The sequence below is a fragment of the Alphaproteobacteria bacterium US3C007 genome, from assembly GCA_034423775.1.
Lineage (GTDB): Bacteria > Pseudomonadota > Alphaproteobacteria > Rhodobacterales > Rhodobacteraceae > Thalassovivens > Thalassovivens spotae.
In genome coordinates, this window is sequence record CP139918.1 from 2,112,862 (window position 1) to 2,126,960 (window position 14,099).

Annotated in this window: 13 protein-coding genes; 10 read left to right on the forward strand and 3 right to left on the reverse strand. The window is 53.5% G+C overall.

The window, feature by feature from the left end:
- Nucleotides 1-570, reverse strand: coding sequence for a TlpA disulfide reductase family protein (locus tag UM181_10155; protein WQC61696.1), 570 nt, complete (start codon nt 568-570; stop codon nt 1-3).
- Nucleotides 571-592: 22 nt separating this feature from the next.
- On the opposite strand from UM181_10155, the gene argH reads away from it, so the two are divergent.
- From argH to UM181_10170, 3 genes are all read left to right on the forward strand, one after another.
- The gene (gene argH, locus UM181_10160; GenBank protein ID WQC61697.1) at nt 593-1,987 is read left to right on the forward strand and encodes an argininosuccinate lyase; all 1,395 of its coding nucleotides are present in this window, start codon (nt 593-595) and stop codon (nt 1,985-1,987) included.
- Nucleotides 1,988-2,088: 101 nt separating this feature from the next.
- The gene (locus tag UM181_10165) at nt 2,089-2,415 is read left to right on the forward strand and encodes a DUF2834 domain-containing protein (protein WQC61698.1); all 327 of its coding nucleotides are present in this window, start codon (nt 2,089-2,091) and stop codon (nt 2,413-2,415) included.
- Nucleotides 2,412-3,584, forward strand: a complete 1,173-nt coding sequence (locus tag UM181_10170) for a pyridoxal phosphate-dependent aminotransferase (GenBank protein ID WQC61699.1) — start codon at nt 2,412-2,414, stop codon at nt 3,582-3,584. Before UM181_10165 ends, UM181_10170 begins: the two co-directional genes overlap by 4 nt.
- Here UM181_10170 and UM181_10175 read toward each other — a convergent pair.
- Complete coding sequence (locus tag UM181_10175) at nt 3,581-4,171, reverse strand: LysE family transporter (GenBank protein WQC61700.1); 591 nt, start codon at nt 4,169-4,171, stop codon at nt 3,581-3,583. The two genes, UM181_10170 and UM181_10175, sit on opposite strands and share 4 nt — an antisense overlap.
- A 194-nt stretch (nt 4,172-4,365) precedes the next feature.
- On the opposite strand from UM181_10175, the gene lysA reads away from it, so the two are divergent.
- On the forward strand, nt 4,366-5,631 hold the full coding sequence (gene lysA / locus UM181_10180) for a diaminopimelate decarboxylase (protein WQC61701.1): 1,266 nt from the start codon (nt 4,366-4,368) through the stop codon (nt 5,629-5,631).
- Between the two features lie 93 nt (nt 5,632-5,724).
- Entirely contained in the window at nt 5,725-8,187 is a 2,463-nt protein-coding gene (locus tag UM181_10185) for a DUF4175 family protein (protein ID WQC64734.1), read from the forward strand.
- A 10-nt stretch (nt 8,188-8,197) separates the two neighbouring features.
- On the opposite strand, the gene UM181_10190 is transcribed toward UM181_10185, so the two are convergent.
- The gene (locus UM181_10190; protein ID WQC61702.1) at nt 8,198-8,986 is read right to left on the reverse strand and encodes a zinc-ribbon domain-containing protein; all 789 of its coding nucleotides are present in this window, start codon (nt 8,984-8,986) and stop codon (nt 8,198-8,200) included.
- Nucleotides 8,987-9,175: 189 nt separating this feature from the next.
- Here UM181_10190 and UM181_10195 point away from each other — a divergent pair, with 189 nt between their 5' ends.
- The 5 genes from UM181_10195 (at nt 9,176) to UM181_10215 (ending at nt 14,051) form a co-directional block, all read left to right on the forward strand.
- Nucleotides 9,176-9,853: an ATP-binding cassette domain-containing protein gene (locus UM181_10195; protein WQC61703.1), complete on the forward strand. Its 678-nt coding sequence runs from the start codon at nt 9,176-9,178 to the stop codon at nt 9,851-9,853.
- The gene (locus UM181_10200; GenBank protein ID WQC61704.1) at nt 9,850-10,755 is read left to right on the forward strand and encodes an FtsX-like permease family protein; all 906 of its coding nucleotides are present in this window, start codon (nt 9,850-9,852) and stop codon (nt 10,753-10,755) included. Before UM181_10195 ends, UM181_10200 begins: the two co-directional genes overlap by 4 nt.
- Nucleotides 10,756-11,505: a lysophospholipid acyltransferase family protein gene (locus UM181_10205; protein WQC61705.1), complete on the forward strand. Its 750-nt coding sequence runs from the start codon at nt 10,756-10,758 to the stop codon at nt 11,503-11,505.
- Nucleotides 11,474-12,061 (forward strand): MSMEG_1061 family FMN-dependent PPOX-type flavoprotein, encoded by a 588-nt coding sequence (locus UM181_10210; protein ID WQC61706.1) that lies wholly within the window; start codon nt 11,474-11,476, stop codon nt 12,059-12,061. Before UM181_10205 ends, UM181_10210 begins: the two co-directional genes overlap by 32 nt.
- 313 nt (nt 12,062-12,374) lie before the next feature.
- On the forward strand, nt 12,375-14,051 hold the full coding sequence (locus tag UM181_10215) for a formate--tetrahydrofolate ligase (protein ID WQC61707.1): 1,677 nt from the start codon (nt 12,375-12,377) through the stop codon (nt 14,049-14,051).
- The last annotated feature ends 48 nt before the right edge of the window (nt 14,052-14,099 follow it).

Consider the following 14,099-nt stretch of genomic DNA (forward strand, 5'->3'; position numbering starts at 1 on the left):
TTACTGCGCCGATTGGATCCAAGCCCGTAAAAGCGCCTGCGCCGGCGCACTGGCCCAATCAGCCTCTCCTCGTAGCCGCGCAACCTCTTTGCCTTGGGGTGAAATGAGCAGCGTCATCGGTAACCCCAGCACGGCCATGTCTTTGGCAAGTTTCTGTTTCGGATCTCGATACAGAGGCAAGTTTTTGATCTCTAATGCGTCAAAAAACGCCTGCATGGCTTTTGGTGCGTTTCGGCCCGTTGCGATGGTAACCACTTTAAACCGCGCATCGCCCAGCTGCGCTTGCAAGGTTGACAGGCTTGGCATTTCTTTGCGGCAAGGAGCACACCATGTTGCCCAAAAATTCAGCAAAACATATTGCCCGGCAAAATCTGACAAACGCCCCTCATCTGCGCCTTGCGTTAAAAAAGCGCGCTCTGAAATTTCTTTTGGCGTTTTGTGCAACACCAATTTCTTCATATCGCCTTGCTTTAAAGCCTGTAGATGCTCGGTGCTATTTGCCGCGGCCAACGTGCTATTTGCACCCAGAATAAGAGCAGTATAAACAAAGAATGAACGAATAAATGCCATGTGTCCTCCGAAAGGTAAATTGATGTCTAACACGTCCTCAAATCAGATGTGGGGAGGCCGCTTTGCAAGCGGTCCTGATGCGATTATGGAAGCAATTAATGCATCAATCGGATTTGACCAGCGCCTTGCCACTCAAGATATAGCCGGATCGCGCGCGCATGCCGCGATGTTGGCAGCACAATCCATCATCAGTGATAGCGATTTTGAAGCGATTGAGGAAGGTCTGATCACCATTTTGTCAGAGATTGAGGCCGGGAAATTTGTGTTTTCAAGTAAGCTGGAAGATATTCACATGAATATCGAAGCGCGGTTGAAAGATCTGGTGGGAGAACCTGCCAGCCGGCTGCACACGGCGCGCTCGCGCAATGATCAGGTTGCAACTGATTTCAAACTTTGGGTGCGTGACCAATTAGACGCGTGTGAGGTTGCTTTAACGGGTTTGATTCATGCGCTCATCGCGCAAGCAGAACACGGCGCGGACTGGGTAATGCCGGGGTTTACGCATCTGCAAACCGCGCAGCCCGTGACCTGGGGGCATCACATGATGGCCTATGTCGAAATGTTTGGGCGCGATTTAAGCCGCCTGCGCGATGCCCGCAAGCGCATGTCTGAATGTCCATTAGGGGCTGCCGCCTTGGCCGGAACATCGTTTCCGATCGATCGCAATAGCACCGCCGCAGCGCTTGGCTTTGATCGCCCGGCCGCCAATTCCTTAGATGCGGTCAGTGATCGTGACTTTGCGTTGGAATTTCTGGGCTTGGCGAGTATCTGCGCGATGCATCTCAGCCGTTTTGCAGAAGAGCTTGTAATCTGGTCGTCCGCGCAATTTCGTTTTGTCAGCTTGTCGGATCGGTTCTCAACCGGATCTTCTATCATGCCGCAGAAGAAAAATCCCGATGCAGCTGAATTGATCCGCGCCAAGATCGGGCGTATTTTTGGCGCCAATGTCGCATTGATGCTGGTGATGAAGGGCCTGCCTTTGGCCTATTCAAAGGATATGCAAGAAGACAAAGAGCAAGTGTTTGACGCCGCCGATAACCTGCTGCTGGCTTTGGCCGCGATGCAGGGCATGGTGGCCGATCTGCAGGCCAATAAAGCTGCCCTTTGCGCCGCCGCCGGGGCCGGGTTTTCAACCGCCACCGATCTGGCAGATTGGCTGGTGCGCAGTTTAAACATGCCGTTTCGTGATGCGCATCATGTCACGGGCAGTTTGGTGGCGCTGGCCGAGGCGGAAAAATGCGAGCTACAAGATTTAAGCCTGACGCAGATGCACTCTGTGGATCCCGCGATCACCAAAGAGGTTTATGATGTCTTGGGCGTAGAGAATTCGGTTGCCTCGCGCATCTCTTACGGCGGCACTGCGCCTGCGCAGGTGCGCGCGCAGATCCTGCGGTGGAAACAGGAGCTGGAAGCATGAGATTGGTTTGGGTCGTGTTTTCAGTGATCTGTATGGTTGGATTGATCGGATGTGGCGCCGATGGTCCGCCCATGCCTCCAAAAACGGAAGACGTGAAATAAATGCGGCGAATCTCGTGGGTGTTTTTGGGCTTGGCGGTTTGGGGCGCTGTGCATCCGATGTATTATTTCACCTCTTGGATGGCCCAAAATGAGGGCGGTCTTGGCGATTTGATATCAGCTTTTTTCCTAACGGAGGCCAGCGCGGGCTTGGCGTGGGATTTAACCGTTGCCGCCGTCGCTTTGGTCGTTTGGATCGTGTTTGAGGCCTTTCAAAGGCGCAACTTTTCAGGGCTCGTCAGTATTCCTCTCATCTTATGTATCGGGTTGGGATGCGGATTGCCGTTTTATTTTTTTATGCGGCTACGCATGCGAAAGGACATCGAATGACACAATTGAAATTTGCCGATAGTATTTCTCGGCTTGGCACAGAATCAGCCTTTGTGGTTCTGGCGCGCGCTCAAAAACTGGCGGCCGAGGGACGGGATATTATCAACCTGGGAATTGGTCAGCCAGATTTTCGCACCCCGCAGCATATTGTCGATGCGGGTATAAAAGCCTTGCAGGACGGACATCACGGCTACACGCCGGCCAATGGCTTGCCGCAATTGCGGGCAGCGGTGGCAGAGGATTTAGAGCAGCGTCATGGGGCTGCGGTTCACCCGGATAACGTGATTATCGTACCCGGTGGAAAACCCACGATGTTTTTTGCGGTTTTGATGTTTGGTCAGGCAGGGGCTGAAATTATTTATCCAAACCCGGGCTTTCCCATCTATGAATCGGTTATTCGCTATAGCGGCGCCACGCCGGTTCCAATGGCTTTGTTGGAAGAAAATGGCTTTGCGTTTGATGCGGAAACGGTTTTGTCTCAAATCACCGATAAAACCCGCTTGATCATCATAAACAGCCCCGCCAACCCAACCGGTGGAGTCACCCCAAAGGCAGAGATTGATAAATTGGTTGCGGGGCTTGCCGCACATCCCCATGTCGCCATTCTCTCTGATGAGATATATAGCCAAATGCTCTATGATGGTCGCGAACACGTGAGTTTATTGACTTATCCGGAAATCCGGGACCGTCTGATCGTTTTGGACGGATGGTCAAAAACCTATGCAATGACTGGCTGGCGCATGGGCTATGCGGTTTGGCCAGATGCGATGGTTGAGCCAGTGACGCGGTTGTGCATTAATGATCACTCTTGCGTGAATGCAGCCGCGCAATTTGCAGGGCTGGCCGCGCTGACAGGGCCCAAAGATCCCGTTTATGATATGGTTGCACAATTTGATGCGCGGCGAAAAATTATCGTTGAGGCGTTAAATGATTTGCCGGGGGTAAGCTGCGCGGATGCCGCCGGGGCGTTTTACGCTTTTCCCAATATCAGCGGCACGGGGTTAAATGCCAAGCAAACCCAAGATTTGTTTTTAGACAAAGCGGGCGTGGCCACGGTTGCCGGCACCAGCTTCGGCCAGTTTGGCGAAGGCTATGTACGGTTTTCCTATGCCAATAGCAGCGAGAATATTCTGCGCGCGATTGATCGCATTCGCCCGCTATTGTCTTAAAGCGCGGCGGAAACCCCAAGCAGCACAACGGTCATCATTGCGGCTGCCATAGCATAATTTATTCGCTTTTGCGTTGTCTCGGCGAGGTCGAGCCTATGCAATGCGCTGCCCGCAAAAAGCCAGATCAAATGGATAGGAAACCAGACCGCATTGCCGATAAGCAGTTTCAGTAGGGTTTCCAGCAGCAGGTTGTCGGGCAGAAACGCAAAACCCGAATAGAGGGCCGAGTTCACTGCATAGGCTTTGGGGTTGATAATTTGTAAGAGTATTCCGTCTTTTACCCCGGGGCGTCGGCGCGCATCGATAAAAGCCAGTTTTGATCCAGCCAGCGCGATCCGACCCGCCAAATAGACCAAATAGGCCAGCGAGGCCGCCATCAGCACGCCCCGAACCACAGGAACGCTGAACACGATGGCCGCGAGACCGCTGATCACGGCCAAGCCCACCAAATTTGTGCCGATAAAAAGCCCCATCACATAGCGCAGTCCGGGTTGAAACCCATAGGCGGCCCCCACGCCCGCCGTGGACAGCACACCAGGTCCTGGGGTTATGATCAGTAAAAAAACGGCAAGTGCGAAGGTCAGCATTGATACGTCCTGTAACGGTGTCCACCTAGAAGACGCAGCCTAGAGCGTTTGTCAAACATAAGTTCCGGCCATTTTGCGAATTTATTTTTCTCAAGCAGACCCTGCCATAATCTAGAACAGGGCCAAGGCTTTTCATCCCGTGGTCGATAGGGTAATCGAGCTCATAAACATAGATAAAAGGCCTTTGGGTAACGATGGATCACTTTCAGTATAAGAACGGTATTCTTCATGGCGAAGGGGTTTCGCTGGCAGAGATAGCAGCGCAAGTTGGCACGCCATTTTACGCATATTCAAGCGCCACCTTGACCCGCCATTTCCATGCGGTTGATGCGGCGCTTCAAGGTATGGATCACCTTGTCTGTTTTGCGATGAAAGCTGCATCGAACCAAGCCATTATTAAAACCCTGGCCGGGTTGGGCGCTGGGATGGATGTGGTGTCGGGGGGGGAATATCGTCGCGCTATTGCCGCCGGCGTTGCCCCGGAGCGGATTGTATTTTCAGGGGTTGGAAAAACCCGCGATGAGATGGCTTTCGCGCTGCGCGGTGGTTTGCGCCAATTCAATGTGGAAAGCGAAGCCGAGCTGGAAGCCCTCAATGAGGTGGCAGTGTCTTTAGGAACGGTTGCGCCAATCACCATGCGCGTGAATCCCGATGTGGATGCGAAAACCCACGCCAAAATTGCCACCGGCAAGGCAGAAAACAAATTTGGCATTCCAATTTCGCGCGCTTCTGAAGTTTACGCGCGCGCGGCCAGCTTACCCGGGCTCGAGGCGGTAGGTGTCGATGTGCATATTGGTAGCCAGCTGACGGAGATGGCACCTTTCGAATTGGCGTATCGCAAACTGGCAAGCGTGACTCAGCAATTGCGGGCCGAGGGGCATGATATTCGTCGGCTTGATCTGGGCGGTGGCCTTGGTATTGCCTATCAGGCCGATTCTGGGCCTTTGCCCAGCTTGCAGGACTATGGCGCAATGGTTCAGCGTGAATTGGGCCATTTAGACTGTGAAATAGAAGTTGAGCCTGGGCGCTTGATTGCTGGCAATGCTGGGGTTTTGGTCAGTTCAGTGATTTATGTGAAATCCGGTGAAGACCGTGAATTTCTGATTTTAGACGCGGCGATGAACGATCTTATCCGCCCAGCGATGTATGAGGCGCATCATGATGTGGTGCCTGTGCAAGCAGCCAGCGCGGATCAGCCAACAGCCACTTATGATATCGTGGGCCCCGTGTGCGAATCTGGAGATACATTTGCCAAAGGGCGGGCTTTGCCGCGCCAAAGCGCGGGCGATCTTGTGGCTTTTCGCTCGGCCGGTGCTTATGGGGCCGTCATGGCCAGTGAATATAATACCCGCCAATTGGTACCCGAGATAATGGTACACGGCGATCAATTCGCGGTGATCCGAGCCCGTCCCACATTTGACGAAATGATAAATCGAGATATGATTCCCTCTTGGTTGTAGAAAAAAACAGCCAAGAGTTGGAGGTTTAATCTGGTCTTTTCGCGTGTTCAAAACTGGTTTTCAGCTCCGCAGCCGGCTGTCTTTAAAACGCTTATTGGGTTGGTCTGTGAGCGCGGCTTAAAAGCGTTCTGGCCGTTTTGTTCGGTTGGTCTGATTGGGTTTAGCCTGCCGATGTGGCGCAGGCCGGTGATTGGCCAAATTGATCTTCTGGCGCTGGGGGTTGGGATTGCTGCCGCTGGGGCTCTTGCTGCGTTGCTTTGGGGTATCAAAAGGTTTCATATGCCGCATTGGCAAGACGCCAAGCAACGCGTGGATCGCAGCTTGCCATCGCGCCCTTTGCAAGCGTTAAACGATGTTGCAAGCATCCGAGGTAAAGATCCGGTTACGCAGGCGCTCTGGCGACGCCATCAACACCAAATGCAAGCGTTGGCGAACCAAGCCTTATCGGTTCCCCCTGATCTGACTCTGATGAAAGCCGACCCTTTTGGCTTACGCCTATGCGCATTATTGGTGTTTTTGGTCAGCCTAACCTTTGGATCATCGTCTAATTTTGCGGCGCGTTTTGCGCCGCCGCTGTCCTTAAACCTAAAAACGGTTGAGGTTCAAAGCTGGGAGGGGTGGGTGACACAGCCGCCCTATTCCGGTTTGCCCAGCCTTTATTTGCCGGATCTTTTCGAGCAAGCTGACTTAAGGCTTTTGAACACCAGTCGGGTTGATTTGCGGTTTTATGGCCCGGAAGGCAGCTATCAAATAAATCAAACCGTTTCGCCCACCCCTGCGGCCACCTCAGCCGCGGATGGCTTGCAACAAAGCTTCACGGTTCTACAAGAGGGTGTTTTGGAAATTTCGGGACCATCCAGCGCAGTTTGGTCTGTTACGCTGCTTCCTGATAAGCCGCCCAACCTGCAATGGAATGGAACCTTTGAGCCCGATTTTTTTGGGGTCAGCCGGTTTAGTTACGCCGCGCAGGATGATTTTGGCATCACCGCAGTACGCGCGCTTATTGAAGTGGATTTAGAGGCATTAGATCGGCGTTATGGTTTGGCGCTTGACCCAGAGAGTGACGCGGCCCTGCGCGTTGATTTGCCGATGCCGCTTGATGGGCGGTATCGGGATTTCTCGATGGATGTAACCGAAGATTTTTCGAAACATATGCTCTCAAACCTACCCGTAACCGTTTCTTTGGAAGCCAAGGATGCTTTGGGACAAAGCGTCGTGACCCCGGCGCGCGCCATGACGCTGCCCGGCCGCAGATTTTTTGATCCCTTGGCTGCGGCCTTGATTGAACAGCGGCGCGATTTGATGTGGCATCGTGAAAATGCTGGGCGGGTCGAGCGTATGCTGAAGGCGATTTTGTTTGAACCAGGATCGCAAATCCGCAAGGAGGGTGATTATTTACAGCTGCGTTTCATCAGTGCTGAGCTGACAAAAGCGCTTGCGCAAGGCGCGCTGAAACAAGCGCGCGTTGAAATTGCGGAATTGCTATGGGCCTTGGCGATTGATCTTGAAGACGGCGATGTTGACGATGCGCTAGAGCGCATGCGGCAAGCTGAAGAGCGGTTGTCGCAAGCGATGAAAAACGGAGCATCTGAGGCGGAAATTGCCGAATTGATGCAAGAATTACGCGAGGCAAATGAAAACTACCTGCGCCAATTGATGCAACAGGCGGAACGGGAAAAAACCGCTCCTGAAAAGGGCCCGCGTTCAACCACCCCCCAAAATAGCTTGGATTTAACGCAAAATGATCTTCAGGCCATGATGGATCGTATCGAGAAATTGATGCGTGAGGGGCGTATGGCCGAGGCGCAACAAGCGCTTCAAGAGTTGCAGCAGATGATGCAAAATATGCAGATTGCGGAAGGCTCTTCGGGCGAAGGCGCGCCGCGCGAACAAGCGTTGCAAGGCTTAGAAGACACGCTGCGGGGTCAACAAAACCTATCTGATGAGGCGTTTCGTAATCTTCAACAAGCACCCAGCCAATCGCGTGGTGAAGGTTTGGGGCAACAAAGCCTGGGTGAAACAGGCCCCTCTGAGGATGCAACGCCGCCCTCTGCGCAAGATCTGGCGGATCGCCAGCGGCGCCTCAGAGAGGCTCTGGGCCGGCAACGCCAAAATCTGCCGTTTGATCCAAGCGGTGAAGGCAGCGACGGGCCTACAGCGCGAGCTTTGGATGAAGCAGAAGAGGCTATGCGCCGGGCTGAACGGGCTTTAGACGAGAATGATTTGCCAGAAGCTATGGATCAACAGGCGGATGCGTTGGATGCGCTGCGGGATGGTATTCAGCACTTAGATCAGGCATTTACCGAAGCCCAACGTTTAAATGAGGCTGATCAGGGCAGCGCAGCTCAAGGGCGCGGGCGCGGTGAGGCAACCGATCCGCTGGGGCGTCAGCAGGGCCGGCATGCGGGGGATGATGGTATGTCAGAGGCGCAGGAAAGGCGGGCTATGGAGCGCCAGGCGCAACAGCTGCTTGAGGAGATCCGGCGCCGTATGGGTGAGCGTGATCGCTCAAAACCCGAGCGCGACTATTTAGAACGCTTGCTTGAAAAGTTTTAGGGTCAGGGGATTAAAAAACCTGCTTAACCTGCGCGAGAACCCATAGAACGCTTTGGTCAATCAATGGGTCTACACGCTGGCGCTGGGCATCCACCCACAGCGTGTAAAGATCGGCATAGGGTGTCAGGCTGGGGGCTGCGTTGCTGAGTGTCTCCGCGTAAAGGTAGAAGAGCAAAGCGGCCATCACGGCAGCAACCCCGGTTGTGAAGCCCAGCCTGCCCAAGCTATGGGATGGCGTATTCGCGTGTTGGGCGGTGATGGGTTTGGGCGCAGGCGCGGTTTTATCAGCTTGAAGTTGATCTGGCTCGCTGGCTGGCGCAGGCAATGGCGCTGATGGAAGGGCGTTTATTGGCGCCGCCGGACCGGCCGGAAAGCTGCTTTGCGCAGTTTCAAGCGCCGGTGGAATATCGGTCTCAAGCGTGGCTTGATCTTCCACGAATACAGAGGCTGCGCGCACTTTTGCCTCTCGATCCGCCTCCTGCCGCAACACTTCTGCAACAGCCGGCGCGATGGGGGGGCGTTGAATCGCGGTTGGATTGTTGAAGATAGGGCTCTGTAGGTCGCGGTTGCTCGGTTCACTCGATTGGGACTCGCTGTTATGCTCGATCGCACCCTTTATATAGGCAAAGTCTTGCAGGCGCTGATCACCGCGGATATTTTCAATTGGAAAAGAGGCTTGCGGGTGCGGTTGGAACCAAGTTTCACCACAAGCTGAACATTGCACCTCGCATCCCGCCTCTGGAATAGCGTCTTCGGGCACTTCATATTGGGCTTGGCAAATTGGGCAGGCCAGAAGCATGGCGAGATAAACCTATCGTGTTTAGATCTTTAGCGTGTATTTCTAGCCCAATATGCGCTTAAAAACCCAGAGAGAAAATGGCTTTCTGCAAAAAATCATTTCGCGAAAGGCGAATGATAGATTGCAACGATGGCTGCACTGGGGCAAAACGGCTTTACGGGGCCTTAACAGATAGCAGCAGGATATGCTTTGATAGATTTGGAAAATGCAGCCTATTCCTATAGTGGAAACGAGCTTTTATCGGGTATGTCTGTCTCGATAACACCGGGCGCGTTTTATTTCCTGACGGGGCCCTCAGGGTCTGGAAAAACCACTTTTTTGAAACTGTGCTATGGCGCTTTAACCGCGACATCGGGGATCGTGTCTTTGTTTGGGAACAGTCGCGCGTCTATGTCTCGGGATGAAATTGCAATTGCACGCCGCAAAATCGGCGTCGTGCATCAAGATTGTCAGTTTTTGGATCATTTGAGCGTGATTGAAAATATAGCGCTGCCGTTAGAAGTGGCGGGGCAGGATCGTCTGTCGGATCAAATGAACCTTAAAGAGCTATTGGCGTGGGTCGGGCTGAACAAACGCGCCGAGGCCTATCCGCCCGAGCTGTCTGGCGGTGAACGGCAGCGGGCTGCTTTGGCCCGCGCGATCATTATGTCTCCGGATATTATTTTGGCGGATGAGCCCACCGGGAATATCGATTGGGAAATGTCTGAGCGGTTATTGAAGCTCTTGATCGAACTCAACCGCATGGGCAAAACGATTGTCGTTGCGAGCCATGATTTAAGCTTGATTCGCACCGCAAAAACGCAGGTTCCGGTGCGCGTTTTGCGGATTAACAATCGGCAAGTGCACCTTGCGGGGGCTGATTTATGATCGCCCCTATCTCAAATTTTCTGGCGATGATCTCAGGAGATGGGCGTCGGAATAAAGTTGTTCCGCCCACAGGTTTCACGGCAACTCTTAGCACGGCCACATCTGCAATCATGGCGTTTTTGGTTGTGTTCGCTCTGGTGTTGTCTTTGGCGGCTGATCGGCTTGCGGCGCGCTGGAGCACGGCCTTATCTGGTAGCGCCACATTGCGCGTATCAGCCTCGGCTGACCAGCTTGAGGCGCAGGTTCGGCAGGCTTTGCAGGTCTTGCAAACCACCAGCGGGATCGCCTCGGCCCGTGTGATGAGCGCCGATGAACAGCGCGCTTTGCTGGAGCCTTGGTTTGGGCCCGATATGCCGCTTGAAGATTTAGCCGTGCCTCGCTTGATCGATATCCAAGAAACCAGTGCAGGGTATGATGCCCAGGGTCTTCGGCTGCGTTTGGCGGCAGAAGTGCCGTCCGCGGTTTTGGATGATCATACGCGTTGGCAAAAGCCGTTGGCGCGGGCCGCGCAGCGGTTGTGGTTGCTGGGAATCGTGTCGATTATTTTGATGATAGCGGCAAATGCGGCGATGATTACGCTGGCCGCGCGTGCATCCATGGCGGCCAATGCGCAGGTGATCGCGGTTCTACGTTTGATTGGAGCGACGGATAATTACATTGCCTCGGCCTTTGTTGGCCGGTTTACATTTCGTGCATTCGCGGGCGCCTCTATCGGCATCGCACTCGGCGCGGTGGTGGTGTATCTTATACCCTCAGAAGAGCCGCGCAGCCTGATTTTAACAGGGCTTGGCTTGCAGGGGCTGGAATGGCTCTGGCTGCTTTTTATTCCACCGTTTTCGGCAGGAACGGCTTATCTTTCGACGCGCCGCGCCGCTCAACAGGTTTTGGCGGGGCTTGCGTAGATGTCTGTTCTCAGATGGATCATGAGCGCGGCCTTTGTGTTTCAAATGTACCTGATGTTGGTGGTTGTTGGTCTTTTATTCCTGCCTTGGGCGCTTATAGATCGGCGCGGGGCCTATCTGGCTGTGCGCTCTTATGCCCATTGGGTGCGGTGGAGCGCCCGCTGGATGGTTGGGCTCCGTTCCGAAATACGCGGGATCATCCCAGAAGGGGAAGTTCTTATTGCCGCCAAGCATCAAAGCTTTTTTGACGCGATTTTGATTGTGAGTGCGGTTCCAAAACCCAAGTTCATCATGAAGAACTCGCTGAAATATGCACCTGTTCTGGGGTGGTTCGGTTTGCGGATTGGATGTATTTGTGTTGAGCGCGGCAAACGGACGCAAGCCATAAAATCAATGGTGGCTGCGGTCAATTCAGGCAATTCGCCTGCAGGACAGTTGATCATTTATCCGCAAGGCACCCGGATCGCGCCTGGCGCATCGGCGCCGTATAAGATCGGTACTGCAGTTCTTTATCAAGAAACCGGTCAAACCTGCATCCCCGCGGCAACGAATGTTGGCGTTTTCTGGCCCAAATATGGCATCCTGCGGCAACCGGGTTTGGCTGTGATTGAGTTTTTGCCTGCCATTCAACCCGGGCTAAGCAATGAGCTGTTCATGCATAGGCTGGAAGAGGTGATTGAGCAAAGTTCAAACGCGTTATTGGAAGAGGCGGCAACAGATGGATTTTATCCGGTCGGTCAAGACACTTGAGGCACTATATGGACAGGCGAGTCCGGCAAGCCTGCATAAAGTTGCAGATCATCTGACACCATTATATCAAGCTTGGATAGGGGCCGCGCGCTTTTGCGTGCTGTCAACAATTGGCTCCGCCGGTACCGATGGATCTCCGCGCGGCGATCTAGGGCCGGTGGTACGGATCCAAGACGATAAAACGCTTTTATTGCCCGATTGGCCCGGCAATAACCGTTTGGACAGTTTGCGCAACATCGTTGAAGATGGTCGCATTTCATTGATGTTTATGGTGCCGGGCTCAGATACGGTGGTGCGGGTAAATGGCCAAGCGTCCCTGACGACGGATCCGGATCTTTGCGCCAGCTTTTTAGACAATAAAGGAGGCCCGGTTTGCGTGATGGTGATCACTGTACAAGAGGTTTATATTCAATGCGCAAAATCGATAAAACGCGCAGCGTTATGGCAAACGCGCAATGCGCCGCTTGTACCGAGCCTTGGCCAGATTTTAAACGAAGCCACTGATCTTGAGTCTGGTGGGGCATCTTCGGGCGGGCATTCAGCCCATACCAGCTGACTAAAGTCGTGTGGTTTGCGGCGCGTCAAGACGGGCCTGTCCATACATGCCTTTTTAGCAAGTGGCGCGAACCGCAGCAAGATCGCCGGCCGGCAAAGCGCAGATTTTAGGCACATCGCCCGATATCAAAGTCTGCACTGCGCTTATGATAGGCGCTTGTGCTAAGCTGGCCCCTTAGTTTCGGATGCGAAACTTTCGAAGTCTATGCCGCCGCAACAGATCCCGAAAATGTCGGAAACACCGTCTTTACGAAGAGGTAAGCGGGCTATAGCCCAGAGGGATAAAATCGGACAAACCGATAGGAGGGAACGCCATGAGTTATAAATCTGATATTGAAATCGCCCGCGAAGCACAGAAAAAACCGATTCAGGAAATCGGTGCAAAGCTTGATATTCCCTCTGAACACCTTCTGCCTTATGGCCATGATAAGGCCAAGATTAGCCAAGAATTTATCAACTCGGTTCAAGCGAATGAGAGCGGAAAATTAATATTGGTAACGGCCATCAACCCAACACCTGCCGGTGAAGGGAAAACAACAACAACGGTTGGTTTGGGCGATGGGCTGAACCGGATTGGCAAGCGCGCTGCGATTTGTATTCGCGAAGCGTCTTTGGGCCCGTGTTTCGGAATGAAAGGTGGCGCTGCCGGGGGGGGATATGCCCAAGTCGTTCCGATGGAAGAAATGAACCTACATTTTACCGGTGATTTCCACGCAATTACATCGGCGCATAACTTGCTGTCGGCGATGCTCGACAATCATATTTATTGGGGCAATAAGCTTGAGATTGATCAACGCCGCGTGGTCTGGCGCCGCGTGATGGATATGAATGACCGGGCTCTGCGCGATATCGTAACATCCCTGGGGGGCGTGTCGAATGGGTTTCCGCGGCAAACTGGATTTGACATCACCGTGGCCTCGGAAGTGATGGCTATTTTATGCTTGGCAAATTCGCTTGACGATTTGCAAAAGCGGCTGGGTGATATCATCGTGGCGTATCGGCGCGATAAAGCACCAATTTACTGCCGTGATATCAAAGCCGATGGCGCGATGACTGTGCTTTTGAAAGATGCAATGCAGCCCAACCTTGTGCAAACCTTGGAAAACAACCCTGCTTTCGTGCATGGCGGGCCATTTGCCAATATCGCGCATGGCTGCAACTCTGTGGCTGCTACAACCACGGCGTTGAAACTGGCTGATTACGTAGTGACCGAAGCCGGGTTTGGCGCCGATTTGGGGGCCGAAAAGTTTATGAATATCAAGTGCCGCAAAGCCGGGATTGCCCCTTCGGTTGTGGTTGTGGTTGCCACGGTCAGAGCGATGAAGATGAATGGCGGTGTTGCCAAGGCGGATCTTGGACCAGAAAACGTGGCCGCCGTACAGGCCGGGTGTCCAAATCTTGGCCGTCATATTGAAAATGTCAAAAGCTTTGGGGTTCCCGTTGTGGTGGCGATCAATCATTTTGTCACCGATACGGATGCAGAGGTACAGGCCGTCAAAGATTATGTGGCCGAGCAAGGCTCGGAAGCAATTCTGTGCCAACATTGGGAAAAAGGCTCGGAAGGTACTGAAGTGCTGGCGCAGCGCGTGGCTGAAATTGCAGATGCGGATACCGCAAATTTTGCGCCCCTTTATGCCGATGAGCTCAGTTTGTTCGAGAAAATCGAGACCGTTGCCAAGCGTATTTATCGCGCCGATGAAGTTTTGGCTGATGCCAAAATTCGCACGCAGTTGAAAGATTGGGAAGAGGCCGGGTATGGGCACTTGCCGGTTTGCATGGCGAAAACGCAATATAGCTTTACCACGGATCCAAACCGCCGCGGCGCACCTTTGGGGCACTCGGTGCCTGTGCGCGAAGTACGCTTAAGTGCGGGCGCAGGTTTCATCGTGGTGATTTGCGGGGAAATTATGACGATGCCGGGATTGCCATCTGTGCCAGCTTCGGAAGCGATTATGCTGAATGATTTAGGCCAAATTGAGGGGCTTTTCTGATAGAGTTTGGCCGCGTTTTGGCGCATATTGCCCCGAAGGGCATGATTT

What these genes read in the sequence shown, in the direction of transcription:
- UM181_10165 (WQC61698.1), top strand. Translation starts at nt 2,089, where the DNA reads ATGCGGCGAATCTCGTGGGTGTTTTTGGGCTTGGCGGTTTGGGGCGCT.
- UM181_10175 (WQC61700.1), bottom strand. Translation starts at nt 4,171, where the DNA reads ATGCTGACCTTCGCACTTGCCGTTTTTTTACTGATCATAACCCCAGGA.
- UM181_10190 (WQC61702.1), bottom strand. Translation starts at nt 8,986, where the DNA reads ATGCTTCTGGCCTGCCCAATTTGCCAAGCCCAATATGAAGTGCCCGAA.
- UM181_10200 (WQC61704.1), top strand. Translation starts at nt 9,850, where the DNA reads ATGATCGCCCCTATCTCAAATTTTCTGGCGATGATCTCAGGAGATGGG.
- UM181_10210 (WQC61706.1), top strand. Translation starts at nt 11,474, where the DNA reads ATGGATTTTATCCGGTCGGTCAAGACACTTGAGGCACTATATGGACAG.
- argH (WQC61697.1), top strand. Translation starts at nt 593, where the DNA reads ATGTCTAACACGTCCTCAAATCAGATGTGGGGAGGCCGCTTTGCAAGC.
- lysA (WQC61701.1), top strand. Translation starts at nt 4,366, where the DNA reads ATGGATCACTTTCAGTATAAGAACGGTATTCTTCATGGCGAAGGGGTT.
- UM181_10205 (WQC61705.1), top strand. Translation starts at nt 10,756, where the DNA reads ATGTCTGTTCTCAGATGGATCATGAGCGCGGCCTTTGTGTTTCAAATG.
- UM181_10170 (WQC61699.1), top strand. Translation starts at nt 2,412, where the DNA reads ATGACACAATTGAAATTTGCCGATAGTATTTCTCGGCTTGGCACAGAA.
- UM181_10215 (WQC61707.1), top strand. Translation starts at nt 12,375, where the DNA reads ATGAGTTATAAATCTGATATTGAAATCGCCCGCGAAGCACAGAAAAAA.
- UM181_10155 (WQC61696.1), bottom strand. Translation starts at nt 570, where the DNA reads ATGGCATTTATTCGTTCATTCTTTGTTTATACTGCTCTTATTCTGGGT.